Genomic DNA, 23,528 nt, shown 5'->3' on the forward strand with positions numbered 1-23,528 from the left:
CGGATGAACTTCAAGACCAAGCTGGGCCTGGGCATCCTGGCCTTCTTCACGCTGATCGCGGTGATCGGCGAGTGGATCGCGCCGTACGACCCGTCCGCGATGAGCGACGACCTGCTGTCGCCGCCGTCCGGGTCGCACTGGTTCGGCACGACCATGACCGGGCAGGACATCTTCTCCCAGGTGCTCGTCGGCACCAGGGGAGTGATGGTCGTCGGGCTGGTCTGCGGTGTGCTCGCGACCTTCCTGTCGATCCTCGTCGGGGTGACCGCCGGATTCCTCGGCGGCGCGGCCGACGAGGCGTTGTCCATGCTGTCCAACGTCTTCCTGGTGATCCCGGCGCTGCCGCTGATCATCATCGTGGCCTCGATGCTGCCCTCGGCGGACACCGTGCTGATCGCCGCGGTGATCTCGCTGACCGCCTGGGCGTGGGGTGCCCGCATCCTGCGCGCGCAGACGATGTCGTTGCGGCGCAGGGACTTCGTGGAGGCCGCGCGGGCGTCCGGTGAACGCACCTGGCGCATCATCGTGTTCGAGGTCCTGCCGAACCTGCTGGCCGTCATCGGCTCCGGCTTCGTCGGCACGGTGATCTTCGCGGTCATGCTGCAGATCACGCTGTCGTTCGTCGGCGTCATCTCGCTGTCGACCTGGAACTGGGGCACGATCCTGTTCTGGGCGCAGAGCAACCAGGCGCTCGGCCTGGGAGCGTGGTGGTGGTTCGTCCCCGCCGGCCTGTGCATCGCCCTGCTGGGCACCGCGCTGGCCCTGATCAACTTCGGGATCGACGAGTACGCGAATCCCCGGCTGCGGAAGGTGCGCGCATGAGCCCGGTGCTGGAGATCCGCGATCTCTCGGTCGACTACGGCACGCTTCGCGCCGTGCACAACGTCTCGCTGTCGTTGAACAAGGGCGAGGTGCTCGGGCTCGCGGGCGAGTCGGGCAGTGGCAAGTCCACGCTGGCCTACGCGGCGACCCGGTTGCTGCAACCGCCGGGGCACACGCCGACGGGCGAGGTGCTCTTCAAGGGCAAGGACCTCTTGTCCTTGAGCGAAAAGGAACTGCAGGTCCTGCGCTGGAGCGAGGTCTCGATCGTGTTCCAGGGCGCGATGAACGCCCTGAACCCGGTCCTCTCCGTCGCCACGCAGCTCGACGACGTCCTGCGCACGCACCGGCGGGAGATGAAGAAGCCGGAACGCGTCGCCAGGGCCCGCGAACTGCTGGGCCTCGTCGGCATCCCGACCGACCGGCTCTCGGCGTACCCGCACCAGCTCTCCGGCGGCATGCGGCAGCGCGTCATGATCGCGATGGCGCTCGCGCTGGAACCCGAGATCATCATCATGGACGAGCCGACGACCGCGCTGGACGTGGTGGTGCAGCGGCAGATCCTCGGCCAGATGATGCGGCTGCGCGAGACTTTCGGTTTCTCGGTCATCTTCATCACCCACGACATCTCGCTGCTGGTCGAGTTCTCCGACCGGATCGCGATCATGTACGGCGGACGCGTGGTCGAGGAGGCCCCGGCGGGCGAGATCTACCGGGCCGCCAAGCACCCGTACAGCAAAGGGTTGCTCGGCTCGTTCCCGGCGTTGCGCGGCCCCCGTCGTGAGCTGAAGGGCATTCCGGGCTCGCCGCCGGACCTGCGCTCGATGCCGACCGGGTGCCCGTTCCACCCGCGGTGCCCGTCCGCGATGGACGTGTGCGGCGAGCGGATGCCGTCGCTCGAGAACGTCGAGGAGCAGCGCCGCGTGGCCTGCTGGTTGGAGGACGTGCGTGTCTGAGGAGACTGTGCACGATCCTTTTGGAGGCCTGCCGGGTGACTTCTTCTGGGGCGTCGCCACCTCGGCGTACCAGATCGAGGGCGCGTACGACGAGGACGGCAGAACACTGTCCATTTGGGACACGTTCTGCCGTCGTCCCGGCGCCGTCGTCAACGGGGAGACCGGCGACGTGGCCTGCGATCACTACCACCGCATGCCGTCGGACGTGGCGATGATCGCGCGGCTCGGCGTCGACAAGTACCGGTTCTCCGTGTCGTGGCCGCGCATCCAGCCCGGCGGCCGCGGCCCGGTGAACGCCAAGGGCGTCGACTTCTACTCCCGGCTCGTGGACGAGCTGCTAGAGAAGGGTGTCGACCCCTGGCTCACGCTCTACCACTGGGACCTGCCGCAGGAACTGGAGGACGCGGGCGGCTGGCCGCACCGCGACACCGCCTACCGCTTCGCCGAGTTCGCGGGCCTCGTGCACGACGCGCTGGGCGACCGCGTGCCGACGTGGACGACGCTGAACGAGCCGTGGTGCTCGGCCATGCTCGGCTACGACACCGGCAGGCACGCCCCCGGCCGCACGAACTTCGCCGAGGCCATGCGCGCCACGCACCACCTGCTGCTGGCACACGGCCTGGCCGCCCAGGAACTGCGCTCGCGCGGCGTCACGTCGCTCGGCATCACGCTGAACCTGGGCACGCACTCCGCCGCGTCGGACGACCCGCGCGACCTCGACGCGGCCCGCCGCGCCGACGGCCTGGGCACCCGGATCTACCTGGACCCGTTGGTGCACGGGCGGTATCCCGAGGACGTGCTGGCCGACATCGCCGCGCGCGGTGCCGAGATCCCGGCCCGTTCCGGCGACCTGGACATCATCTCGACGCCCATCGACGTCCTCGGCGTGAACTACTACACCTCGCACGTGCACCGCGCGACCGACGACCCGGCCGTGACCGAGGTGGTGCCGCAGGGCCTGCCGGTCACCGCGATGGGCTGGGAGATCGTGCCGGAGGGCTTCACGTCGTTGCTGGTGCGCCTGCAACAGGACTACGGCCTGCCGATGGTGATCACCGAGAACGGCGCCGCGTTCGACGACCTCGACGTCGAGGACGGCTACGTCGCCGACGCCGACCGCGTCGACTACCTGCGTTCGCACATCGGCGCCGTGGCCGCCGCCGTGCGCGCCGGTGCGGACGTGCGCGGGTATCTCGCGTGGTCGTTGATGGACAACTTCGAGTGGGGTTACGGGTACGGCAAGCGGTTCGGCATCGTGCGCGTCGACTACGAGACGCAGCAACGCACGTTGAAGCAGAGCGCGCAGTGGTACCGCGACCTGATCACGCGGTCGCGGGCCTGAACACCGATCTCCGGCCTGGTCGTCGTGGAATTTCTGCGCCCCCACGGCGACCGGGCCGGTTCCACGGTCAGACCGTGGCGACCAGCAGCCCGGCGGTCACCGCCTCCACCCCGAAGTAGAACCAGACCGGGTAGAACGCCGTGGGCCGGTCGGCGAGCCGGGAGACGAGCCTGCCCAGCGCCATGCCGGCCAGGGCGGCCGCGACGGTGACGACGACGCCCGTGCGGAGGTCGTCGCGCACCAACGCGAGGACGAGCACGGCGGCGATCGCCAGGCCGAAACCGCCGTAGACTGCCCGGATCTCGGACCGCGCCTCGGGGGTCTGCGCGGTGAGGTGGAACGGCCTGACCAGCGCTGCGGGGGCCGCGAGGGCGTAGCTCCCCATGCCCAGGAAGAACACCGCGGCGAGGACGACGATCGTGGTCTGCACGCGTGGAATCATCGGGTGCGTGACCGATGCCGCGCTTCCGGAAACGTGCTGCCCGTGGGCCACGATCTGGCTGTGGCCCGGTCAGGCCGCGTACCTGGGGCCGTCCCTCGACCTCGACCCGCACCTCGGTTCGGTGCACTGCTTCGCGTTCGGGGTCGACGCGCCGTTCCTGCTGCGGATCGGCGACGACGAGCGGGAGGTTCGCAGCGCGCTCATTCCGGCCAGGACACGCCATCAGGTCGTGTCGCGGGGGCGGATGTTGTTCCGGTACCTGGAGCCCGATCTGGGGGACGACCGGATTCGCGCCGCCTTCTCCGTGCTGCGCGCGCATCCGTGCCTGAGCGCGGCGGAGGTGGCCGCCGAACTCGGCCTGTCGACCTCGCGGTTCCTGCACCTGTTCTCGGCGCGGTCCGGCACCACGTTCCGCCGCTACCGGCTGTGGGCCCGGATGTTGCGGGCGGCCGCCGCGACGGCCTCGGGCGCGGACCTGACCAGGGCTTCTGCCGAGGCGGGGTTCGCCTCGCCGAGCCACTTCAGCGACGTCTTCCACGACATGTTCGGGCTGCCCGCGAGCAGGCTGCTGCGCCAGAAGGCTCGCGTGATCGTGCTCGACGGGGACCCCAGCGACGTGGATCACGTCCGAACGCACTAGATAAGGCCGACCTTAGTTAAGTTAGGGTCACTTAACGCCTGCTGGGAGTGTTCGGAGAGGATCGCGATGGAACCGGTGTTAGACCTGGCCGGAATCGGCTTCGGCCCGTCCAACCTCGCTCTCGCGATCGCCGTGGAGGAACACGAACTCCCCGTCCGGGCCCGCTTCTTCGAACGGCAGCAGCGCTTCGGCTGGCACCGGGGCATGCTGCTCGACGACGCCACGATGCAGGTGTCGTTCCTGAAGGACCTGGTGACCCTGCGCAACCCGACCAGCGGCTTCAGCTTCCTCTGCTACCTGCGCGACCGCGACCGGCTGATCGACTTCGTCAACCACAAGCAGCTCTTCCCGCTGCGCCAGGAGTTCCACGACTACTTCGAGTGGGCCGCGGCCCGGGTCGAGCACCACGTGTCGTACGGCGTGGAGGTCTCCCAGGTGCGCGCCTGCGCCGAGGGCTTCGAGTTCACGGCGGGGGACGAGGAGGTCAGGACGCGCAACCTGGTGCTCGCGACCGGCCTCGAGGCGAACCTGCCCGACGGCGTCGAGGCGAGCGACCACGTCTGGCACAGCAAGGACCTCCTCACCCGCGTCGGCACGCTGAAGGACCCGCGCCAGGTCGTCGTGGTCGGCGCCGGGCAGAGCGCCGCCGAGGCCGTCGCGTTCTTCCACGAGCGCTTCCCCGCGGCCGAGGTGCACGGCGTCTTCGCCCGCTACGGCTACAGCCCCGCCGACGACAGCTCGTTCGCGAACCGCATCTTCGACCCCGCCGCCGTGGACGACTTCTACACCGCGCCGGAAGAGGTCAAGACCAAGCTCATGGGCTACCACGCCAACACCAACTACGGCGTGGTCGACGGCGACCTGATCGAGGAGCTCTACCGCCGGGTCTACCGCGAGAAGGTCGTCGGCAGGCAGAGGTTGTTGCTGCACAACACCTCCCGCCTCACCGACGTCACCACCGACGGCAAGTGCGTGGTCGAGTCGCTCGCCGACGGTGCCCGCCTGCCGATCGACGCCGACGTGATCGTCTACGCCACCGGCTACCGCCCGGCGAACCCCGAACGGCTGCTCGGCGACCTCGCCGACCGCTGCGCCCGCGACGAACGCGGCCGGCTGAAGGTCACCCGCGACTACCGGGTCGTCACCGACGAGGACCTGCGCGGCGGCATCTACCTGCAGGGCGGCACCGAACACACGCACGGCATCACGTCGTCGCTGCTGTCGAACACCGCCATCCGCGTCGGCGAGATCCTCGATGCCGTGCTGGACAGCCGACTCGCGCAGAACTCACCCGAGGTGGTCGCTCACGCGAGGTAGTCGGCGAATGTGCGATGGCCTACCTCTCGGCCGGGGCTCAGGTTCCCGCCGGCGCGGTAGGCGCGGTACGTCGCTCCCGGCGCCTTCAGAGTGAGGATCTTGCGCGTCTTTCCCGTGGCCGCCAGGTACATCCGCGCGAACTCGGCTGCCTCGCGGATCTCCGGCCCACCCATCTCGGGTGCCTTGCCCGACGGCGGCGCCTGGGCCAGCGAGGCGAGTTCCATCCCGACCTCCGCCTCGTCGACCGGCTGGAACCGGAACCCCGGCACGAGCATCAGCGGCAGCTTCGACGCGCCCTCGAACATCTTGCGCAGCAACGAGTGGAACTGCGTCGCCCGCAGGATCGTGCAGGGAATCCCGGACTCCAGGATCACCCGCTCGGCCGCGAGTTTCTGCTTGTAGTACGGCAGCGGCACCTCGTGGCAGCCCACGATCGAGATGTAGACCAGGTGCGCGGGCTTCGCGGCGAGCACCGACCGCGCCATCGCCACCTCGTGCCGGAACGACGTCGCGCAGTGCACCACCACGTCGGCCCGCAAAGCGCTCAACCCCGTGCCGCGCACCAGATCCGTGCCGGAGGACCGCGACACCGACCGCGCTCCCGGAAGAGCCGCGACGACGTGCCTGCCCAGCGCACCACTGCCACCCGTGACGACGAAGGTCATGCGACCACCCTGGCACGGTGGTAGTAGGCCAGCACGACGGTGCCGGAGACGGCGGCCACGGCGCTGATCACCAGGCCTGCCTGCGACAGCGCGCTCATCCCGGTGCCCTCGCCGAGCAGTCTGATGCCGATCCACGCGGCCACGATCGGGTTGACCACGGTCTGCCCGGCCACGACCAGGTCAGGCGGTCCGGCGGCGTACCCGAGCTGGATGAACCAGGCGCCGGTCAGGAACGCGATCGCCAGCCCGCCGAGCGAGAACCACTCGATCACCGGCAACGCCGTGGTGACGTCCCTGACCAGCACCGCGACCAGGCCGTACAGGATGCCGGCACCGATCGAGAGCGACAGCGCGCGCACGGTGTCCGCGGTGAACGTCGCGACCACGACGCACACCAGCACGCCCGCGACCACGAGTTGGCCCGCCTGCAACGCCACGTTCGGCGACACCTGCGTCGGGACGGCCGCGCCCGCCGTGATCGACACGAACACCACGATCCCGGCCGTCGCCACCAGCACCGCGACGGCGAGCATGCCCGTGAACCGGCGGGCCCTGGCGACCGCGATGATCGGGATGGCCAGCGCGTTCAGCGGCGCGACCACCGACACCGGGGCCAGCGACAGCGCCACGACCTGCAGCACGGCGCAGGCGAACAGGATCAGGAACCCGGAGACCCACCGGCGGGACCGCACGAGCTGGTGGGCCGAGCTCAGCTTGAGGCCTGGCAGCTCACGCACGCCGGCGTGCTGCCACATCGCGCCGAGGGCACTGCACCCGGCCGCGAGCACCGCGCACAGAATCGCGACCCCGACCACGTGGCCAATGCTACCTCGTCGCTGCTATGGTTCATTACATGAGTAACGAACCAGGGAACTAGCGATGTTCGACGACCGGAGCCCGATCTACCGGCAGATCGCCGACCGGATCAAGGCGGACGTGCTCAGCGGGGCGTTGAAGGCGGACGAGCAGGTCATGTCGACCAACCAGTACGCCTCCTACTACCGGATCAACCCGGCGACGGCCGCGAAGGCGTTCCAGCAGCTCGTGGACGAGCAGGTGCTCTACAAGAAGAGGGGGATCGGGATGTTCGTGAGCGCGCAGGCTCGCGACATGCTGCGGGCACAGGGGAGGGAGACCTTCTTCGGCGAGGTGGTGGACCCGATGGTGGCGGAGGCGCGCGCCATCGGCATCCCGCTCGCGGAGGTCATCCGCAGGATCGAGCAGCACGAGAACAACGGGGGCGTGTGATGCGGATCGACGTGCAGGGCCTGGGCGTCCGCTACGGCGCCGTGACGGCCATCGACGACATGAGCTTCTCCTTGTCCGGCAACAAGATCTACGGTCTGCTGGGCCGCAACGGCTCGGGCAAGACCAGCCTGATGTCGGCGCTCGCGGGCTACCGCAAGCCTTCAGGAAGCGTTCAGCTCGACGGAGCAGAGGTCTTCGAGAACGCCGCCGCGATGCGTCAGGTGTGCCTGGTCCGGCACTCCGCCGACGCCGCCGACAAGGGCGACAAGGTCTCGTACGTGCTGGAGTACGGCGCGGCGTGGCGCGACACGTGGGACAACGACTTCGCGCTGGAGCTCGCCGAGCTGTTCAGGATCGGGCTCAAGACCAAGGTGGGCGCGTTGTCGCTCGGCCAGCGGTCCGCGCTCGGCGTCGTGATCGGGCTCGCCAGCCGGTCGCCGCTGACGATGCTCGACGAGGCGCACCTCGGCATGGACACGCCGACGCGCTACGCGTTCTACGACGCGCTGCTCAACGACTTCATGGCGCACCCGCGGACGATCGTCCTGTCCACGCACCTGATCGAGGAGCTGGCCTCTTTGCTGGAGGAGGTGCTGATCATCGACGCCGGGCGGCTGGTCCTCCAGGAGGAGGCCGACGTGCTGCGCTCGCGCGGCACCGAGGTCACCGGCAACGCCGCCGACGTCGACGAGTTCACCGCGGCGCTGACCGTGCTGAGCGAGAAGTCGTTGGGGCGCACCAAGGCCGCGATGGTCTACGGCGCGCTGGACGACGACCAGCTCGTGCGGGCGCGTCAGCTCGGGCTGGAACTCGGGCCGATCGCGTTGCAGGACCTGTTCGTGCACCTCACCGATCCGGTCGGAGGCAAGCGGTGAAGATCTTCCGGCACCTGACGACCACGGTCGGCCTGTTCTGCGTGCTGATCGCGGCCGGAGCCTTCGCTCTGGCCGTCGTGACGCCGTTCGCGGTCGACGCGTTCACCCGCGTCGAGCTCAGCTCGTGGAACGTCGTGGTCTCGCAGATCGCGCGCTGGTTCCTGTTCTGGGTCGGCATCTACCTGATCCACAACCTGCTGCCGATCGCGGTCGCGCACGGCCGCACCCGCCGGGAGTTCCTCGCCGGGGCGTCCGCCTTCGCCGTCGCGCTGGTGCTGGTGATGGCGCTGTTCGGCTGGCTGGGATTCCTCGTCGAGGGCGGGATCTACTCGGCGATGGACTGGGGTTCCGACGAGCACGCCTCACCGTGGGCGTACTTCCTGATGTTCCTCGTGTGGACCTTCGTCGGCATGTTCTGCGCGGCGGCGTTCGACCGGTACGGCTCTGCCGGTGTCTTCTCGGTGCCCGTCGGGTTCGTGCTGGCGATCGTCCCGACCGTGCGGATCCCCGGATCGGGCAACATCCCGTTCGTCCGCAACGTCCCGTCGCTGCTGGGCGCGGGCTGGCACCTCGCGTCACTGGCGGCGTTCGTGGTCGCGCTCGGCCTCACGTGGGCCGTCGCCAGGACCATGCCGGTGCGGACGCGCACGTCGTGATCAGCCGCTTCCCCGCACCACCAGGGAAGGTTCGAAGACCACCGAGGTGGCGGGGGAGTGCGGCGCGGCGAGCTGGCGCAGCAGTTGCCGGGCCATCTCCGCGGCCATGTCGGTGATCGGCTGCCGCACGGTCGTGAGCTCGGGTTCGGTGGTCAGCGCGGCACTGCTGTCGTCGAACCCCACGACCGCCACGTCGTCGGGCACCTTGCGCCCGGCCCGGTGCAGCACGGGGATCGCGCCGTTCGCCATCAGGTCGGAGGCGACGAACACGCCGTCGACGTCGGGGCAGTGGCGCAGCAGCTGTTCCATCGCCCGCACGCCGGACTGCCGGGTGAAGTCGCCGTGCACCACCACGGCGTCCGGCACCTCGGCGAGGAACCCGGCCAGCCGGTCCTGGCCCGCAGGCGTGTCCTGCGGGCCGGTGATCGTCGCGATCCGCTTGCACCGCAACGACTTGAGTCGTCTTCCGGCGAGCGCGGCACCGACCGTCTGGTTCACGTCGACGTAGGTGATCGGCATCGGCTTGAGCGGACGGCCCGCCAGCACCACCGGCAGTCCGGCCGCGAGCAGCTGGCCCGGCACCGGGTCCGCCGGATCGGTGTGCACGAGGATCACGCCGTCCAGGCGCCCGCAGCGCAGGTCGCTCAACGCCTGCTCGCGGGTGCCCGGCCCGGTCATCATCAGCACCAGGTGGATGCCGAGCGGGCGCACGACCCGCGTCACGCCGCTGACGACGCTCGCGAGGTGCGGGTCGCCGTCCATCCGGCGTTCGTCGGGCAGCAGCAGGCCGATGGCGTCGGCGCGGCGGGTGACGAGCGAGCGCGCGGCGATGTTCGGCAGGTAACCCGTGCTGGAGATGGCTCTCTCGACCGCGTGCCGCAGCGCCTCGTCGACGCTGGACGCGCCGTTGACCACTCTCGACGCGGTCGCGCGCGACACTCCGGCCACGCGGGCCACCTCCTCCAGGGTCACGCGCTTCACCCCGCCGCCAGCTCGGCCGTGCGGTGGCGTTCCATGAGCTGCACGACCTCGGCGGTCGGCGGGTGCGTGATCGCCGAACCCGCCGACCGCACCACTTCGAGTGATTCGGTGAGGTGCGTGCGGACGAACTGGTCCAGCGCGTCCCGGCTGGAGGCGGCGAGCGCGATCTCGGCGTCCGTCGGCATGCCCGGCATGTCGTGCCCGGCGTGCTGGTTCACGTACGGCGCGTCGAGGAGCTTGCGCAGTGCGGTGAGCTCGATGGTCCGGTTCTCCTTGAGATCGGCGCGATCGGTGAGGTCGAGCAGTTTGAGCGCCTGCTCGTCGGTCGCGATCGCCAGCTCGACGAACGCCCGTTCCGTTGCGCCGTAAGCGTTTGCGGTGGTGGTCGATGGGGCTGGTGGTGGGGCTGGGGGTGGAGCCTGCTGGCAGGCCGCGAGAAGGCCTGCCAGCAGGAGAACAGTTACCCGTGGTTGCCGGCGTGGTCGCACTTGATCACCACGTTGATGCAGTTGCGGACGCGGCGCTCCATCTCGGCGCGCGGCCACACGTTGAAGAAGTCGCCGTGCATTGTTTGTCCTGTACCGGAAGCGAGTCGCAGTCCGGCGGTGCTGCCGGTGACCGGATACCTCAGCACCATGCGGAGCTTCGGCACCGGGACGGGGTGGCTCGCCGCGCAGCCGCCCGCGACCGGGTAGGCCATGTGGGACTTGTGGTCGGCCGAGTCGAGGTTGCGGCCGTCCCAGCACTGCGGGAAGTCCAGGTAGGTCTCGAGCATCGTGCCCGCCGGGCAGGTCACGAAGTTCTTGGACGGGTTGACGTGTCCGGCGTGCAGGCAGGACCAGCGAGCGATGCTGTCGGCGTCGCCCGTGGCTTTCGCGTTGCCCGCCACGATCTTGAGCCCGTACGGGGTGGGCTGGATCGCCGCCGGGTTGTTCACGCCCTCACCGAGGTAGTAGAAGGTGACGCCGGTGGGGGCGATCGCGGTGTTGTTCCGGTAGAGCGTCGGCACCCAGTACGACGAGATGTCCGCGACCGGGTTGCAGTTGCCGGTCTGGCCCTCCAGCGACTGCTGGGTGGACCGGGCGTTCGTCGAGTGGTTGCCGAAGAAGTCGTGCATGTGCGACGCACCGGCGAGGTTCGGCAGGACGATCGGGTCGTCCGGCAACCGGTGACTGATGGGACATTCTGCGAGGAACTCGGCCACGCGGACCGGTTCTCCTTGCGCCGCAACGGGAATGCTGAAGGCCGTGGCTATCAGCCCGATGACGGCGGCGATGTGGAACAGACGCTTCCTCATTGAAGCTTTCCTCTCCGCAGCAGGATTGGGAGAGCGCTCTCACGCCAATCGAGCATGGCGCAGTTCGCAATCGGCCGTCAATCCGCAAGAAACGTTCAGAAGTCCCGGTTTTCTTGACAGGGCGTGTCCGCTGCCCTGACTCTCGGTGCCGAACTCCTGTCGCAAGAGAGCGCTCTCTCGCCGTCACCTCTCGTTCTCCGACCCAGGAGCGTCCATGTCAGGAAGGCTTCAACGAGGAAGATTTCCTCTGGTGGTCGCGGCATTGGCCGTGGCCGCACTGATCGTCCCCGTGACCGCGTCGGCCGCGGGGCCGCTGATCTCGCAGAACCGTCCGGTCACCGCTTCGAGCAGCGAGAACGTCGCTTTCGGAGCGGCGGCCGCGGTCGACGGTGATGCCGGTACGCGCTGGTCCAGCACGTTCAGCGACCCGCAGTGGATCCAGATCGACCTCGGCTCGTCCGCGCGGGTCGACCAGGTGGTGCTGGCCTGGGAGACGGCCAGCGCGCGGGCGTACACGCTCAGCATCTCCGCTGACGGGAACAGCTGGCAGGAGCTGCGCCGGACGACGACCGGTCCGGGTGGCACCGAGACCCTGCCCGTCACCGGCACCGGCCGGTACGTGCGGCTCGACCTGACCCAGCGGGCGACCCAGTGGGGGTACTCGCTGTGGGAGTTCCAGGTCTTCGGCACGCGGGACGTCGGCGGCGGGGAAACCCTGCTGTCGTACGGGAAAACCGGTGCCGCGTCGAGCTCGCAGGACGACGGTACCTGCTGGCAGTGCTTCCCGGTCAGGGCGTTCGACCGCGATCCCGCCTCGCGCTGGGCGACGAGCCCGGTGAACGGCTGGGTCGACCCCGGCTGGATCTCCGTCGACCTCGGTGCCACCGCCCAGATCTCGAAGGTCGTGCTCCAGTGGGACGCGGCGTTCGCCACCGCCTACCGGCTCGAGGTGTCCGACGACAACGCGAACTGGCGGCAGATCTACTCGACCACGACCGGCCGCGGCTTCAAGGAGACGCTGACGGTCGGCGGCACCGGCCGTTATGTGCGCATGTACGGCACGGCGAGGTCGAACGGCTACGGCTACTCGTTGTGGGAGTTCCAGGTCTACGGCACAGGTGGTGCGCCGATCACGCCCCCGCCGCTGCCGCCGAACCCGTCGTTCCCCGGCAGGCTGGTGTGGGCGGACGAGTTCAACGCGCCCGCGGGCACCGGGCCGGACGCCTCGAAGTGGACGCCGGAGACCGGTCCGGGCGTGAACAACGAGCTGCAGTACTACACGAACAACAACAACGCCCGGCACGACGGCAACGGCAACCTGGTGTTGCAGGCCCGGCGTGAGGTGACGCCCGGCAGCGCGTGCCCGGTGGACCCGGTGAGCGGCAGCGGGACCTGCCAGTACACGTCGGCGAGGCTCAACACCTACGGCAAGTTCAAGTTCACCTACGGCCGGGTCGAGGCGCGGATCAAGGTGTCGTCGACGCAGGGGCTGTGGCCGGCGTTCTGGATGCTGGGCGCCGACTTCTTCGACCAGGGCAGGCCGTGGCCGTACACCGGCGAGATCGACATCATGGAACACGTCGGCAAGGAACCGAACACCGTCTACTCGACCCTGCACGCTCCCGCCTACTTCGGTGCGGGTGGGTACGGGTCACCGCTCGCCCTCGGCCAGCCCGCGTCCTCGGCGTTCCGCACGTTCGCGGTGGAGTGGGACTCCAGCCACATGACGTTCAGCGTGGACGGCAACCGGTTCTTCACCGTCGACCGCAACGTCCTGGAGACCACGCGCGGGCCTTGGGTGTACGACCACCCGTTCTTCCTGATCATCAACAACGCGGTGGGCGGCGACTGGCCCGGCCCGCCGGGGGCCGGGACGCAGCTGCCGCAGGACATGGTGCTGGACTACGTCAGGGTGTACCAGTGATCGAGACCCGGACCGGTGGCGAGACGTCGAACGCCTCGCTGACCGCTTCGACCTCGATCTGCGCGGTCTCGCTCGGTGTGAGCGGGATCGCGGGCACGAAGTACGCGTCGTTCGTCGTGCCGCCGAGGAAGATCCGTTCGGTGCCGGTCCACTTGTAGACCCGGTACTGCCGGACGTTCGGTGATCTCGTCCAGGTGAGCCGTGCCGACGCCGTGGTGGCGTTGGTGCGGCTGACCTGCTCGACGGCCAGGTTCGTCGGTGCCGCGGGCCCGGTCATGACCGGGTTCGTGACGCCGATCCGGCCGATGAGCGCGGTGACGGCCGCGCCCGGGAGCACCCGCAGCGAGATCTCCGTCAGCGTCGCGCCGGAGTGGTCCCCGAGCGGGAAGACGCTGCGCCGCCACGCGCCGCTGACACCGCCGAGGTCGAGGACGCGTTCGGTGGTGCCGAACCGCAGCACCGCCTGGAGCCGCGACGGCCCGCTGCCGGTGCGGTGGACGACCTCCAGCTGGGTGTTGCCGGAGATCGTCAACGACGTCGCGAACAGGCGGACGTCGTTGGCCTGCTGGGGAGTTCCGGTGATCTTCAACGCCGTGCCGCCGTCGTACGGGTCGTCCCAGTCGAGCGACGGCGTGACCTTCGTGCCGGTGCCGCTGACGCTCCACCGCCAGGTGGGCAGGACGTCCTGCAACGACAGGTTGTTCCACTGCTGCGTCGAGCGGACCGTGCCGTTGACGGCGAACTTCCGGCCGTGGCCGGTGTTGAAGTTCGTGACGAACGGCAGGTTCGTGATCGGCGTCAGCTCGGTGACGTAGTGCGCGACGCCCTTCCAGTTGGACGTCGTGGTGGTGTTGGCCGGGTCGCCGTTCTGGCCGACCCAGAACCGGTTGTCGCGGGCGTAGAAGTCCGCCGGGCTGGTCGCCGACTTGAACGTCCACTCCGGACGGTAGAAGCCGAGCGACGTGACGTGCGGCTGGTTCTCCGGGAACACGCTGGCCCAGCTGATGCTGGTGTTGTAGCCGTTGGCCTCGACGTCCACTCCGGACGCCAGGTCGTACGGGCTGCGCCCCATCTGCCGGGCGAGCGCCGCCGAGTTCTGCAACCCCGTCGCGCTCCACCAGAAGTTCATGAACATCTCGTCGGACGGCTCGAAGAACATCCGGTTGCGCGCGGTCAGGGCGTTCTGCCAGCTGACGCTGCCGCTGTCGGTCATCGCGTCGTACCAGATGACCCGAAGTCCGGACTTCTTCATGTAGACGATGAAGTCGCGCATGTCGTTCGCGAGTTGGGTGTTGCCGCCGGCCGTCTCCTGGTTGAGGAACCAGCCGTCGAACCCGTAGTGCCGGGCGACCTGGATCATCTTGTCCGCCACCGGGAACCGGTCGCCCTCGCGCTTCACGAAGTCGCGGACCCACTGGATCTGGCCGCCGTACGCGGTCGGCGGCAGGAACACGTTGCCGATGACCTTCACGCCGTTGCGGTGCGCGGCGTCGGTGACGGTCGCGTTGGGAGCGAGGATCAGGCCCTCGGACGCACTTCCGCCCCAGAACACCAGTTCGTCGATGTACTGCCAGTAGTTCGTGGCGTAGTAGTTCATGTCGAGCGCGCCCTGTGCCGGGTTGTTGCTCGTGGGCGCGTACGCCACCAGCGCCTGCACGCGGGCCTCGTTCGGATGGGCGTGCGCGTTGGCCGGTCTGGCCGGGACGACCCGTCTGGCGAGCGGGACCGTGCTGCGGTTGTACCGCGCGTCCCGGTCCGTCGCCGGATCCCAGTTCAGGATCGTGGCCGGATGCCAATAGGACGCGTACGGCTGCGCGGTTTCGGCGGCGGCGGACGCGGGAGTCTCCGACAGCAGACCGGTGAGTGCTGCTGTGGAGCTCAGAACGAGGAACTGTCTCCGTGTGGGCACTCGATCACCCTCGTGGGCCGTCTGATTCGCCGCATACCGCCTCTTCGGTGACTGGACAGGACGACAACGTCCCGGTCCGCTGCGCTGGGTGACCGAGTCGAATTCGACGGCCACCCGTCGAACGGCGTCGACGGCCCGTGGCAACCGTCCGGCGTCCGGTGTCCCAACGCGGCCGAAACATCCCGGTAACCATCCATGTGGCCGAATCCTCCCGCCCCTACCGGGCGGTAGCGTGAGCCTCGCCGTCGCTTTTGGTTCCCCTGCAACCAATCGAGGTGTCTTCGTCGTGCGCATCAAACCTGTGCTTGCGGCGCTGGTCCTGGCGCTGATCCCAGCCACCGCCCCGGCCGTCGCCACCGCGGCGGCCAACCCCTACGAACGCGGCCCCGCACCCACGGCCGCCACCGTCGAGGCCGCTCGCGGCACGTTCGCCGTGACCTCGGCCGCCGTCGCCCGCCAGTCGAACTTCGGCGGCGGCACGGTCTACACCCCGACCAGCGACCTCACGTTCGGCGCGGTCGCGATCTCACCCGGCTTCACCGCGAACCAGTCGTCGGTGGCGCACTTCGGCCCGCGACTCGCGTCCTACGGGTTCGTCGTGGTCACCATCAACACGTTGTCCGGCTTCGACGACCCCGACAGCCGCGGCCGTCAGCTGCTGGCGGCACTGGACTACGTGGTGCGCACCAACCCGCGCGTCGACGCCTCGCGGCTCGCCGTGATGGGGCACTCGATGGGCGGCGGGGGAGCGCTGCGGGCGTCCGCGACGCGGCCCGCGTTGCAGGCCTCGATCCCGATGGCCGGCTGGCACACCACCAAGAGCTGGTCGTCCGTCCAGGTGCCGACGCTGGTGCTCGGCGGTCAGAACGACCCGACCGCGCCGAACTCGCAGCACTCCACGCCGTTCTACAACTCGATCACGGCCGCGCCGGACAAGGCGTTCCTGGAGTTGCGCGGCGGTGACCACTCGGCGCCGCGCAGCGACAACGTGACGGTGCGGAAGTACACGCTGTCGTGGTTGAAGAGGTTCGTGGACGACGACGTGCGGTACGACCAGTTCCTGTGCCCGGCGCCCGCGCCGAACACGCTGATCAGCGCCTACCGGGACACCTGCCCGCACGCGTGACGACGAGAGGGCGCTGCACCGGCCACAGCGACGGCCCGGCACAGCGCCCTCACGACGTACGTCACTCGTAGGCGATCGCGTCCAGCACGTTCAGCCGGGCCGCGCGGATCGCGGGCAGGATCGCGGCGATCACGCCGACGAACGCCGCGACCACCAGGTACTGGACCATGGTCATCCAGGGGAACCCGATCTCCGAGATGCCCTGGTCCTTCAGCGCCTGCACGGTCGCGACGCCCAGCGCGAGCCCGACCGCGAGGCCGAGCACCGCGCCGAACACCGAGATCACCACCGACTCGACGGTGATCATCCGCATCACCTGCGCCCGCCGCATGCCGATGGCGCGCAGCAGACCGAGTTCGCGGGTCCGTTCGATCACCGACAGCGCCAGGGTGTTGATGACGCCGAGGACCGCGATCAGGATCGCCAGCGCCAGCAGGATCTGGATCATCAGCAGGACCGTGTCGAACTGCGAGGTCGTCTGCTTCACGAACCCGCTGCGGTCCTGGACGGTGATCTCCGGGTTGTCGGCGAGCAGCGGCTCGACGCGCTTCTGCACGTCCGCCACGTTCGTACCCGGCGTGACCTGGACGAACGCCTGCCCGATGCCGTCGGAGCGGAACTCCTTCGACGCCGACTCCGGCAGCACGATCGCGCCCTGCAACACCTGCGACTTCGTCCAGACGAACGCGACCGTGAACGTCTTCGGCGCGCTCGCCTTGGCCAGCTGCAACGACACCTGCGACCCGACGTTCCAGCCCTTGTCGGTCGCCACGTCCTCCGGCAGCCCGATCTGGTCGTCCTTCAGCGCAACGAGGTCACCGGACTTGGGCTTGAGCGCGAACATGGTCTTGAGAGCGGGCACGTCCGTGACCGCGATGCCGAACATCTGGTCCTCGCCCTGCAGCACGCCGTCCGACGACCAGCCGACCGTCGACGCGACGCCGTCGGTCTTCTCGATCTTGGCCAGCACGTCCGGCCCGAACGTCGCCGGCTGGCCCTCCATCTGGCCCTCGCCGGAGATGATCAGGTCGGTCTGCAGCTGCCCGGAGGCGAGCTTCTCGATCGACTTGGTCGCCGACGTCAGCACCACGCTCACGCCGGTGATCAGCGAGATGCCGACCATCAGCGCGGCCGCGGTGATCGCCGTGCGGCGCGGGTTGCGCGCGGAGTTGCGGCGCCCCAGCAGTCCTGGCATCGACCACGACAGCAGGCGGCCGATCAACGACACCATAGGCTTGGACAGCATCGGCGTCAGCAGCGCGACACCGACGAACGCCACCAGGATGCCGCCGAAGATCAACGGCAGCGAGGCCTGCTGGAAGCCGAAGCCCAACGCGGTGCCGCCCGCCGCCGCGACGAGCGCGCCGGTGATCGTGATCTTCGTCAGCGGCCGGTCCGGCGTGGCCGCCTCGCGCATCGCCGCGACGGGCGCGATCCGCGACGCCCGCAGCGCCGGCGTGACGGCCGCGATCATGGTGACGATGATGCCGACCGCGAAGGACGAGATGACCGCCGACATCGGCACCCCGATGCCCGCGAGTTGCAGGCTGGAGCCGCCGATCGAGCTGAAGATCTTCGCGAGCAGCGCCCCGACGCCGACCCCTGCCCCGAGACCGACGATCGACGCGATCAGGCCGATCACGAACGCCTCCATCACGACCGAGCCGATGACCTGGCCGCGTGAGGCGCCCATCGACCGCAGCAGCGCCAGTTCCCGCGTGCGCTGGGCGACGATGATGGAGAACGTGTTGAGGATGATGAAGATGCCGACGAACAACGCGATGCCGGCGAACCCGAGCAGCACGTAGTTGAAGAACTTCAGGCCCTCGTTGATCTGGTCGGCCTGCTCCTTCGCGAGTGTGGCCCCGGTCTTCACGTCGTAGTTCGCGCCGAGCTTCGCCGCCACCGCGTCGCGCAGGGCGTCGTCGGAGGTGCCCTGAGCCGCCGTGACGGTGATGCCGGAGAACACGTTCTCCTGGCCCAGCAACAACTTCTGCGCGACCGGCTGGGTGAACGCGACAGCGAGTTCGCCACCCATCGACTCGCGGCCACCCGCGTACTCGAACACGCCGGTGATCTTGAAGGTCTTCTTGGGTTCCAGCGTCAGCAACGCGATGTCGTCGCCGACCTCGAACCCGCCACTCGACGCCAGGTACGCGCCGACCACGACCTCGTTGTCGGCACTCGGTGCCTTGCCGCCGTCGCGGAGCTTCTCGAGTCCGGTGCCGGTCCAGTTGAACCCGAACCGCGGCGCGCCGGACGTGGTCATCACCTTGTTGTTCTTACCGATCGGCCGGGCAGAGCCCTGCACGTCACCGACGGCGTTCGCCACCCCGGACACCGACTTGACGTCGTCGATCGCCTGCGGCGTCAGCGGTTCCGGCTGCTTGCCCTTCTCCGCCTTCGGCGACACCGAAACGTCCACATTGGCGAACGCCGACGAGAACAGGTCGGTGAACGAACGCTGAAGCGTGTCGGTCAGCACGAACGAACCGGACACGAACATCACGCCCAGCACGACGGCGAGCGCGGACAGCACGAGTCTGAGCTTGCGCGAGAGCAAGCTCTTGATGGTGGCCTTAAACATGCGGCACCGCGACAGCTGAGTCGAGGTGCTTCATCGTGTCGAGAACCTCGTCCGCCGACGGCGACAGCAGTTCGCGGACGATCTGGCCGTCCTTGAGGAAGATGACGCGGTCGGCGTACGACGCGGCGTTCGCGTCGTGCGTGACCATCACGATCGTCTGCCCGAACTCCCGTGCGGAACGCTGGAGGAACCCCAGCACCTCCGCGCCGGACTGCGAGTCCAGGTTGCCCGTCGGCTCGTCCGCGAACACGACGTCAGGACGTGACACGAGCGCACGCGCACACGCCACGCGCTGCTGCTGCCCACCGGAAAGCTGCGTGGGCCGGTGCGAGAGCCGGTCACGCAGACCGACCGTGTCGACGACGACGTCGAACCACGCCTTGTCGACCTTCTTGCCGCCGATCGCGAGCGGCAGCGTGATGTTCTCCTCCGCGGTCAGCGTCGGCAGCAGGTTGAACTGCTGGAAGATGAAACCGACCTTGTCGCGCCGCAGTTCCGTGAGACCGCGGTCCTTCAACCCGGTGACCTTCGTGTCACCCACCCACACCTCACCGCTCGTGACGTCGTCGAGGCCTGCCAGGCAGTGCATCAACGTCGACTTGCCGGACCCCGACGGGCCCATGATCGCGGTGAACCTGGACTTCGCCAGGTCGACGCTCACCCCCGCGAGCGCGGTCACGGCGGCATCGCCGGACCCGTAGGACTTCCACACGTCGACGGCTCTGGCCGCGACACCTTCGGACGCGCTCACCTGTCTGTTCCCCTCTGTGGGTCTCTGGTGCGCACCATCTTGAGCGACGCCACCACACCGCTGGCTCAGGTTCTCCCCTGAGATGAACCCTGAACCGTGCGCCCAATCCCCCGAGTGGGCACGCTGAGAAACCACTCAGCTCCGGTGCGTGTGCGTCGGCACTGGCCGCGAGAGAAACGGTATTTCATTGGCAGGACAGTGTCTTCCGCCTTCGGATGACTAGGCGGTCAACTTCCGTCGCATGGGGACGGTGTCCATCACCCACGAAACCAATTCCACGCGGAGGCCTTCCCTCAACGCGTTCTCGGCGAGCCAGTGGTCCACGTCACCCCGGTACGCGCGCGCCGGCCGCGGCCAGTTCACGAGCTCCTCCAGGAACGCCGCGTTGCACGCGATCGGACCGCCGGGCGGCCTGACACCGAGCACGAGCACGGGGTCCTCTCCGGTGACGAGAGAGGCGGCGGTGTCGTGCACACCACCGAAGAGGACCCGATCCGCACCCAACTCACGGGCTTTGTCCGCCACCCCGAAGAACGCCGACCCGCGCCCGTGTGCGCGCACCACCACCTGATGCGCGTGGAGGTCGGTGTCGAGGAACTCGTCGGCGAACGTCCCGTCATCGGCCAGCACCAGCACGTTCGTGCCGCCGGGGAGAGCCCCGACCTGCCCAGGATGCGTGATGCCGATGACGTTGATGCCCACGACGTCCATCGTGCCGGGCTTGTGTTAACCCTTGGCACCGCTCGCGTTAAACAAGTTTCGGCAGCACTTCCGCCCCGAACAACCGAATCGTCTCGATGACGGATTCGTGCGGCATGCCCCCGATGTCCACCATCACCAGGTGCGTGTCGATGGAAAGCCGCTCCGCCAACGTGTTCAGGCGGTCGGCCACCTCGTCCGGCGTCCCGCACACCGCCGCGCCGTCCATGATGGCGTCGACATCGATGTCGCCGTCCCCGCGCCACGGGTCCGCGAACCGCGCGTACTCCGCCAGGTGCGGCCGCCAGCGTTCCCTCGCGTCCTCGTTCGCCACGAACACGTGACTGGGCACACCGACGCGCCCTTCGGGGAAGCGTTCGCGGTACCGCCGCACGACTTCCAGGTAGATCGAGGGGTCGCGGAGCGTCGACGGCAGCATCAGCGGCATCTCCAGCTCGGCGCCCAGATCCGCCGACACGGCCGACCCGCTGCCGATCCAGACCGTCGGCCTCGGCGTCTGCACCGGGCGTGGGGTCGTCGTGACCTCGCTGAGCTGGCCGCGGAACTTGCCGTCCCAGCTGACTTCGGGCTCTTCCAGGAGTTTGAGGAGGAGTCGCAGGTGTTCTTCGAACCTGGCCCTGAGTTCGCCTGGTTGGACGCCGAACGCCGCGTCGGTCTGCTGGTCCACGCCGCGCGCCACGATGAGCTCGGCCCTGCCGTCCGACAGCACGTCGAGGGTGGCCAGCGCCTCGGCCACCAGGACCGGGTCGCGGTGGGCCAGCAGCGTGACGCCGGTGGAGAGCCTGAGGGTGGATGTGCGCGCTGCCACCGCGGCGAGGAGGAGTTCCGGGGCCGAGACGATGTAGCGGGTGAAGTGGTGTTCGCCGATGGCGACGCCCGCGAAGCCGGACTCCTCGGCCACGACCGCCTGCTCGATCATCGCGCGCAGCCGGTCGGCCTGCGGCACCTCCTGCCCGGTGCACGGGTTGGGCAGGTGGTCACCCAGGATCAGGAGGTAGACGTCCATGCCTGCCATTTTCCATCTTCCGAGGCAAGATGGTTGATGTGGTCACCAACAACGACGCCCTGAGCCGCTACGAAGTGCACGTCGACGGCAAGCTCGCCGGCTTCCTCGAGTACCGCAAGATCGGCGAGGTCCTCGCCCTCGTCCACACCGAGGTCGACGAGGCCTACGCGGGCCAGGGCCTGGGCGCCCAGCTCGCGAAGTACGCGCTGGAAGACGTGAAGGCGAGGGATGTCAAGATCTCCCCGTTGTGCCCGTTTGTCGCCAAGTACATCGACAAGCACCCGGAATACCGTGTTACCGTCCGGTAGTAGTTGCTTAAGCTAACAACGTTGTGCGCTGACAATGAGGTGGGCGAGCGTGTGGAGTGAGCCGGGCGCGTTCGAGGTCGCACCAGGGGTGCACCGGATTCCGCTGCCGCTGCCCAACGACGGGTTGCGCGCGGTCAACGTCTACGCCATCGAGGACGGCGACGGCCTGGTCCTGGTCGACTCCGGCTGGGCGCTGGACGAGGCGCGCGACCAGTTGGAAGCGGCGCTGGGCACCCTGAACAAGGGCTTCGAGGACATCAGGCGCTTCCTCATCACGCACGTCCACCGCGACCACTTCACCATGGCCGTGTCGTTGCGCCGCACGTTCGGCAGCAAGATCGCGCTGGGCCTCGGCGAGCAGCCGTCGCTGCTGCACATGCTGCACGGCCAGGAGGACCAGCACGTCGCCGACCTGCGCAAGTGGGGCGCCGGCGAGCTGGCCGAGACGTGGATCAAGATCATGCACCACGTCGACCGCGGTGACGCGTTGCGCGACTACGAAGAGCCCGACGAGTGGCTCACGCGGTCCGTCGTCGACCTGGAGCACCGCATGCTCGAGGTCATCCCGACGCCGGGGCACACGCGCGGACACGTCGTGTTCGTCGACCACACGGCGAAGGTGTTGTTCTCCGGCGACCACGTGTTGCCGCACATCACGCCGTCCATCGGCTTCGAGCCGCTGCGGCCCGAACTGCCGCTCGGCGACTACATGACGTCGCTGCGGCTCACCCGCGAGCTGCCCGACCTGAAGCTGCTGCCCGCGCACGGTGAGGTGACCGACAGCTCGCACGCGCGGGTCGACGAACTGCTGCACTTCCACGAGCAGCGCCTGGAGGAGATCGGGAAGGCGGCGTCGGGCACTGCGTTCGAGACGGCGCGCAAGATCGGGTGGACGCGGCGCCAGCGCCGGTTCGACGACCTCGACATGTTCAACCAGGTGCTGGCCATCGGTGAGACGGCTGCTCATCTCGACGTTCTCGTCGAACGTGGCGAATTGACCCGAACTGAGAACGCCGGCGTGCTCGAATACCAGGCGTGACACCGATTGAGCTGGCCGCCTGGACCTGGAAGATGCCCCGCCGGGGCAGGGGATTCTGGTTCTCGCTGGCGATCGACGTCCTGTGGCCCGTCGTCGTGCTGTTCGTGCGCCTGAGGGTGCGCGGCAAGCAGCACGTGCCGGGCAGCGGGGGAGTGATCCTCGCGTTCAACCACCTGTCCAACGCGGACACCGTGGCGGCCGTGGTGTTCTCGCTGATGTCGAACCGGGTGCCGCGCGTGCTCGCGAAGGCCTCCCTGTGGCGCACGCCGGTCATCGGCTGGGTGATGCGATCGGGAGGTCACATCCCCGTCGAACGCGGCACGGTGAAGGCCTCGGAGGCGTTGAAGCCCGCCGTGCAGGCGTTGCGCGACGGCGAGTGCGTGATGGTGTTCCCCGAGGGCACGTTCACCGACGACCCCGACAACTGGCCGATGAAGGGCAAGTCGGGGGTGGCGCGGATGGCGCTGGAGTCCAAAGTGCCCGTCGTGCCGGTCGCCGAGTGGGGCACGCACGAGTTGCTGCCGAAGGGCACGATCCTGCCGAGGTTGTTGCCGCGCAAGAAGATTGACGTGGTCGCCGGCGCGCCGGTGGATCTGTCCGACCTGTACGACCGGGAACTGACCGCGGAAGTGCTGGCAGAGGCCACGCGCAGGGTCATGGCGGCCATCACGACCATGCTGTCGGGCATACGTTCCGCTCAGGCGGGTACCCAGAGTGCATGACCACGCGAGAGGAATTCGAGTTACGCAGGAAGCGTCGTCCCGGCGGAACGGGGATCTGGGCACCGGTCATCCCCGACCCGCGTGAACCCCAGGAGTGGGTCAGGCAGGCCGACGAGGAGCCCGTGATCGTCCGCAGCGTCGACTGAGGGCCGTCAAGTACCCCTAGACGGCGTCTAGGCAGACTAGACGCGTCTAGCT

The 23,528-nt window shown here is 68.7% G+C and carries 25 protein-coding genes; 14 read left to right on the plus strand and 11 right to left on the minus strand.

The window, feature by feature from the left end:
* Positions 1 to 3: 3 nt before the first annotated feature.
* Genes JNUCC0626_RS00910 through JNUCC0626_RS00920 form a run of 3 tightly spaced genes read left to right on the plus strand, consistent with a single transcriptional unit; the run spans position 4 to position 3,117 of the window.
* Entirely contained in the window at positions 4 to 822 is an 819-nt protein-coding gene (locus JNUCC0626_RS00910) for an ABC transporter permease (RefSeq protein ID WP_189152514.1), read from the plus strand.
* Positions 819 to 1,775: an ABC transporter ATP-binding protein gene (locus tag JNUCC0626_RS00915; protein WP_394617688.1), complete on the plus strand. Its 957-nt coding sequence runs from the start codon at positions 819 to 821 to the stop codon at positions 1,773 to 1,775. Before JNUCC0626_RS00910 ends, JNUCC0626_RS00915 begins: the two co-directional genes overlap by 4 nt.
* Entirely contained in the window at positions 1,768 to 3,117 is a 1,350-nt protein-coding gene (locus tag JNUCC0626_RS00920) for a GH1 family beta-glucosidase (protein WP_394617689.1), read from the plus strand. Before JNUCC0626_RS00915 ends, JNUCC0626_RS00920 begins: the two co-directional genes overlap by 8 nt.
* A 67-nt stretch (positions 3,118 to 3,184) precedes the next feature.
* On the opposite strand, the gene JNUCC0626_RS00925 is transcribed toward JNUCC0626_RS00920, so the two are convergent.
* Positions 3,185 to 3,547: a DUF4345 domain-containing protein gene (locus tag JNUCC0626_RS00925; protein WP_394617690.1), complete on the minus strand. Its 363-nt coding sequence runs from the start codon at positions 3,545 to 3,547 to the stop codon at positions 3,185 to 3,187.
* Positions 3,548 to 3,566: 19 nt separating this feature from the next.
* Here JNUCC0626_RS00925 and JNUCC0626_RS00930 point away from each other — a divergent pair, with 19 nt between their 5' ends.
* Entirely contained in the window at positions 3,567 to 4,199 is a 633-nt protein-coding gene (locus JNUCC0626_RS00930) for a helix-turn-helix domain-containing protein (RefSeq protein WP_394617691.1), read from the plus strand.
* Positions 4,200 to 4,265: 66 nt separating this feature from the next.
* On the plus strand, positions 4,266 to 5,516 hold the full coding sequence (locus JNUCC0626_RS00935; protein ID WP_394617692.1) for a lysine N(6)-hydroxylase/L-ornithine N(5)-oxygenase family protein: 1,251 nt from the start codon (positions 4,266 to 4,268) through the stop codon (positions 5,514 to 5,516).
* On the opposite strand, the gene JNUCC0626_RS00940 is transcribed toward JNUCC0626_RS00935, so the two are convergent.
* Entirely contained in the window at positions 5,504 to 6,181 is a 678-nt protein-coding gene (locus JNUCC0626_RS00940) for an SDR family oxidoreductase (protein ID WP_394617693.1), read from the minus strand. The two genes, JNUCC0626_RS00935 and JNUCC0626_RS00940, sit on opposite strands and share 13 nt — an antisense overlap.
* Complete coding sequence (locus tag JNUCC0626_RS00945; RefSeq protein ID WP_394617694.1) at positions 6,178 to 6,996, minus strand: hypothetical protein; 819 nt, start codon at positions 6,994 to 6,996, stop codon at positions 6,178 to 6,180. The genes JNUCC0626_RS00940 and JNUCC0626_RS00945 overlap by 4 nt, the downstream gene beginning before the upstream one ends.
* A 64-nt stretch (positions 6,997 to 7,060) precedes the next feature.
* Here JNUCC0626_RS00945 and JNUCC0626_RS00950 point away from each other — a divergent pair, with 64 nt between their 5' ends.
* The 3 genes from JNUCC0626_RS00950 to JNUCC0626_RS00960 are packed head-to-tail and all read left to right on the plus strand — an operon-like array spanning position 7,061 to position 8,960.
* Positions 7,061 to 7,429: a GntR family transcriptional regulator gene (locus JNUCC0626_RS00950; RefSeq protein ID WP_394617695.1), complete on the plus strand. Its 369-nt coding sequence runs from the start codon at positions 7,061 to 7,063 to the stop codon at positions 7,427 to 7,429.
* Complete coding sequence (locus tag JNUCC0626_RS00955; protein ID WP_394617696.1) at positions 7,429 to 8,304, plus strand: ATP-binding cassette domain-containing protein; 876 nt, start codon at positions 7,429 to 7,431, stop codon at positions 8,302 to 8,304. Before JNUCC0626_RS00950 ends, JNUCC0626_RS00955 begins: the two co-directional genes overlap by 1 nt.
* On the plus strand, positions 8,301 to 8,960 hold the full coding sequence (locus JNUCC0626_RS00960; RefSeq protein ID WP_394617697.1) for a hypothetical protein: 660 nt from the start codon (positions 8,301 to 8,303) through the stop codon (positions 8,958 to 8,960). The genes JNUCC0626_RS00955 and JNUCC0626_RS00960 overlap by 4 nt, the downstream gene beginning before the upstream one ends.
* Here JNUCC0626_RS00960 and JNUCC0626_RS00965 read toward each other — a convergent pair whose 3' ends face one another.
* From JNUCC0626_RS00965 to JNUCC0626_RS00975, 3 genes are read right to left on the minus strand one after another with little or no spacing between them, the layout of a single operon-like run.
* Entirely contained in the window at positions 8,961 to 9,932 is a 972-nt protein-coding gene (locus JNUCC0626_RS00965) for a LacI family DNA-binding transcriptional regulator (RefSeq protein WP_394617698.1), read from the minus strand. It abuts the gene before it with no gap.
* 5 nt (positions 9,933 to 9,937) lie between these two features.
* Positions 9,938 to 10,429: a hypothetical protein gene (locus tag JNUCC0626_RS00970; protein ID WP_394617699.1), complete on the minus strand. Its 492-nt coding sequence runs from the start codon at positions 10,427 to 10,429 to the stop codon at positions 9,938 to 9,940.
* Positions 10,402 to 11,238: a DUF1996 domain-containing protein gene (locus tag JNUCC0626_RS00975; protein ID WP_394617700.1), complete on the minus strand. Its 837-nt coding sequence runs from the start codon at positions 11,236 to 11,238 to the stop codon at positions 10,402 to 10,404. Before JNUCC0626_RS00975 ends, JNUCC0626_RS00970 begins: the two co-directional genes overlap by 28 nt.
* 214 nt (positions 11,239 to 11,452) lie before the next feature.
* On the opposite strand from JNUCC0626_RS00975, the gene JNUCC0626_RS00980 reads away from it, so the two are divergent.
* A complete protein-coding gene (locus JNUCC0626_RS00980) occupies positions 11,453 to 13,162 on the plus strand; it encodes a discoidin domain-containing protein (protein WP_394617701.1) in 1,710 nt (569 codons plus the stop codon).
* Here the strand turns inward: JNUCC0626_RS00980 and JNUCC0626_RS00985 are convergent.
* Complete coding sequence (locus JNUCC0626_RS00985; protein ID WP_394617702.1) at positions 13,146 to 15,071, minus strand: endo-beta-N-acetylglucosaminidase; 1,926 nt, start codon at positions 15,069 to 15,071, stop codon at positions 13,146 to 13,148. The two genes, JNUCC0626_RS00980 and JNUCC0626_RS00985, sit on opposite strands and share 17 nt — an antisense overlap.
* 286 nt (positions 15,072 to 15,357) lie before the next feature.
* Between JNUCC0626_RS00985 and JNUCC0626_RS00990 the strand changes: the two genes are divergently transcribed.
* On the plus strand, positions 15,358 to 16,197 hold the full coding sequence (locus JNUCC0626_RS00990; RefSeq protein ID WP_394617703.1) for a dienelactone hydrolase family protein: 840 nt from the start codon (positions 15,358 to 15,360) through the stop codon (positions 16,195 to 16,197).
* Positions 16,198 to 16,258: 61 nt separating this feature from the next.
* Here JNUCC0626_RS00990 and JNUCC0626_RS00995 read toward each other — a convergent pair whose 3' ends face one another.
* The 4 genes from JNUCC0626_RS00995 to JNUCC0626_RS01010 all read right to left on the minus strand — a co-directional run bounded on the left by JNUCC0626_RS00995 (position 16,259) and on the right by JNUCC0626_RS01010 (position 21,261).
* Complete coding sequence (locus JNUCC0626_RS00995; RefSeq protein WP_394617704.1) at positions 16,259 to 18,760, minus strand: ABC transporter permease; 2,502 nt, start codon at positions 18,758 to 18,760, stop codon at positions 16,259 to 16,261.
* Positions 18,761 to 18,776: 16 nt separating this feature from the next.
* Positions 18,777 to 19,535, minus strand: coding sequence for an ABC transporter ATP-binding protein (locus JNUCC0626_RS01000; RefSeq protein WP_394617705.1), 759 nt, complete (start codon positions 19,533 to 19,535; stop codon positions 18,777 to 18,779).
* A 219-nt stretch (positions 19,536 to 19,754) separates the two neighbouring features.
* A complete protein-coding gene (locus tag JNUCC0626_RS01005; RefSeq protein WP_394617706.1) occupies positions 19,755 to 20,237 on the minus strand; it encodes a hypothetical protein in 483 nt (160 codons plus the stop codon).
* Positions 20,238 to 20,283: 46 nt separating this feature from the next.
* Positions 20,284 to 21,261: an LLM class flavin-dependent oxidoreductase gene (locus JNUCC0626_RS01010; RefSeq protein WP_394617707.1), complete on the minus strand. Its 978-nt coding sequence runs from the start codon at positions 21,259 to 21,261 to the stop codon at positions 20,284 to 20,286.
* A gap of 38 nt (positions 21,262 to 21,299) precedes the next feature.
* On the opposite strand from JNUCC0626_RS01010, the gene JNUCC0626_RS01015 reads away from it, so the two are divergent.
* The 4 genes from JNUCC0626_RS01015 to JNUCC0626_RS01030 are packed head-to-tail and all read left to right on the plus strand — an operon-like array spanning position 21,300 to position 23,476.
* Entirely contained in the window at positions 21,300 to 21,569 is a 270-nt protein-coding gene (locus tag JNUCC0626_RS01015; protein WP_394617708.1) for a GNAT family N-acetyltransferase, read from the plus strand.
* A gap of 34 nt (positions 21,570 to 21,603) precedes the next feature.
* Complete coding sequence (locus JNUCC0626_RS01020) at positions 21,604 to 22,608, plus strand: MBL fold metallo-hydrolase (RefSeq protein WP_394617709.1); 1,005 nt, start codon at positions 21,604 to 21,606, stop codon at positions 22,606 to 22,608.
* Positions 22,605 to 23,330 (plus strand): lysophospholipid acyltransferase family protein, encoded by a 726-nt coding sequence (locus JNUCC0626_RS01025; protein ID WP_394617710.1) that lies wholly within the window; start codon positions 22,605 to 22,607, stop codon positions 23,328 to 23,330. The genes JNUCC0626_RS01020 and JNUCC0626_RS01025 overlap by 4 nt, the downstream gene beginning before the upstream one ends.
* A complete protein-coding gene (locus tag JNUCC0626_RS01030) occupies positions 23,327 to 23,476 on the plus strand; it encodes a hypothetical protein (protein WP_394617711.1) in 150 nt (49 codons plus the stop codon). Before JNUCC0626_RS01025 ends, JNUCC0626_RS01030 begins: the two co-directional genes overlap by 4 nt.
* The last annotated feature ends 52 nt before the right edge of the window (positions 23,477 to 23,528 follow it).

The sequence above is a fragment of the Lentzea sp. JNUCC 0626 genome (assembly GCF_043632865.1).
GTDB lineage: Bacteria > Actinomycetota > Actinomycetes > Mycobacteriales > Pseudonocardiaceae > Lentzea.

What these genes read in the sequence shown, in the direction of transcription:
- JNUCC0626_RS00955 (WP_394617696.1), top strand. Translation starts at nt 7,429, where the DNA reads ATGCGGATCGACGTGCAGGGCCTGGGCGTCCGCTACGGCGCCGTGACG.
- JNUCC0626_RS00935 (WP_394617692.1), top strand. Translation starts at nt 4,266, where the DNA reads ATGGAACCGGTGTTAGACCTGGCCGGAATCGGCTTCGGCCCGTCCAAC.
- JNUCC0626_RS00940 (WP_394617693.1), bottom strand. Translation starts at nt 6,181, where the DNA reads ATGACCTTCGTCGTCACGGGTGGCAGTGGTGCGCTGGGCAGGCACGTC.
- JNUCC0626_RS01010 (WP_394617707.1), bottom strand. Translation starts at nt 21,261, where the DNA reads ATGGACGTCTACCTCCTGATCCTGGGTGACCACCTGCCCAACCCGTGC.
- JNUCC0626_RS00910 (WP_189152514.1), top strand. Translation starts at nt 4, where the DNA reads ATGAACTTCAAGACCAAGCTGGGCCTGGGCATCCTGGCCTTCTTCACG.
- JNUCC0626_RS00980 (WP_394617701.1), top strand. Translation starts at nt 11,453, where the DNA reads ATGTCAGGAAGGCTTCAACGAGGAAGATTTCCTCTGGTGGTCGCGGCA.
- JNUCC0626_RS01030 (WP_394617711.1), top strand. Translation starts at nt 23,327, where the DNA reads ATGACCACGCGAGAGGAATTCGAGTTACGCAGGAAGCGTCGTCCCGGC.
- JNUCC0626_RS00975 (WP_394617700.1), bottom strand. Translation starts at nt 11,238, where the DNA reads ATGAGGAAGCGTCTGTTCCACATCGCCGCCGTCATCGGGCTGATAGCC.
- JNUCC0626_RS00915 (WP_394617688.1), top strand. Translation starts at nt 819, where the DNA reads ATGAGCCCGGTGCTGGAGATCCGCGATCTCTCGGTCGACTACGGCACG.
- JNUCC0626_RS01020 (WP_394617709.1), top strand. Translation starts at nt 21,604, where the DNA reads ATGAGGTGGGCGAGCGTGTGGAGTGAGCCGGGCGCGTTCGAGGTCGCA.
- JNUCC0626_RS00950 (WP_394617695.1), top strand. Translation starts at nt 7,061, where the DNA reads ATGTTCGACGACCGGAGCCCGATCTACCGGCAGATCGCCGACCGGATC.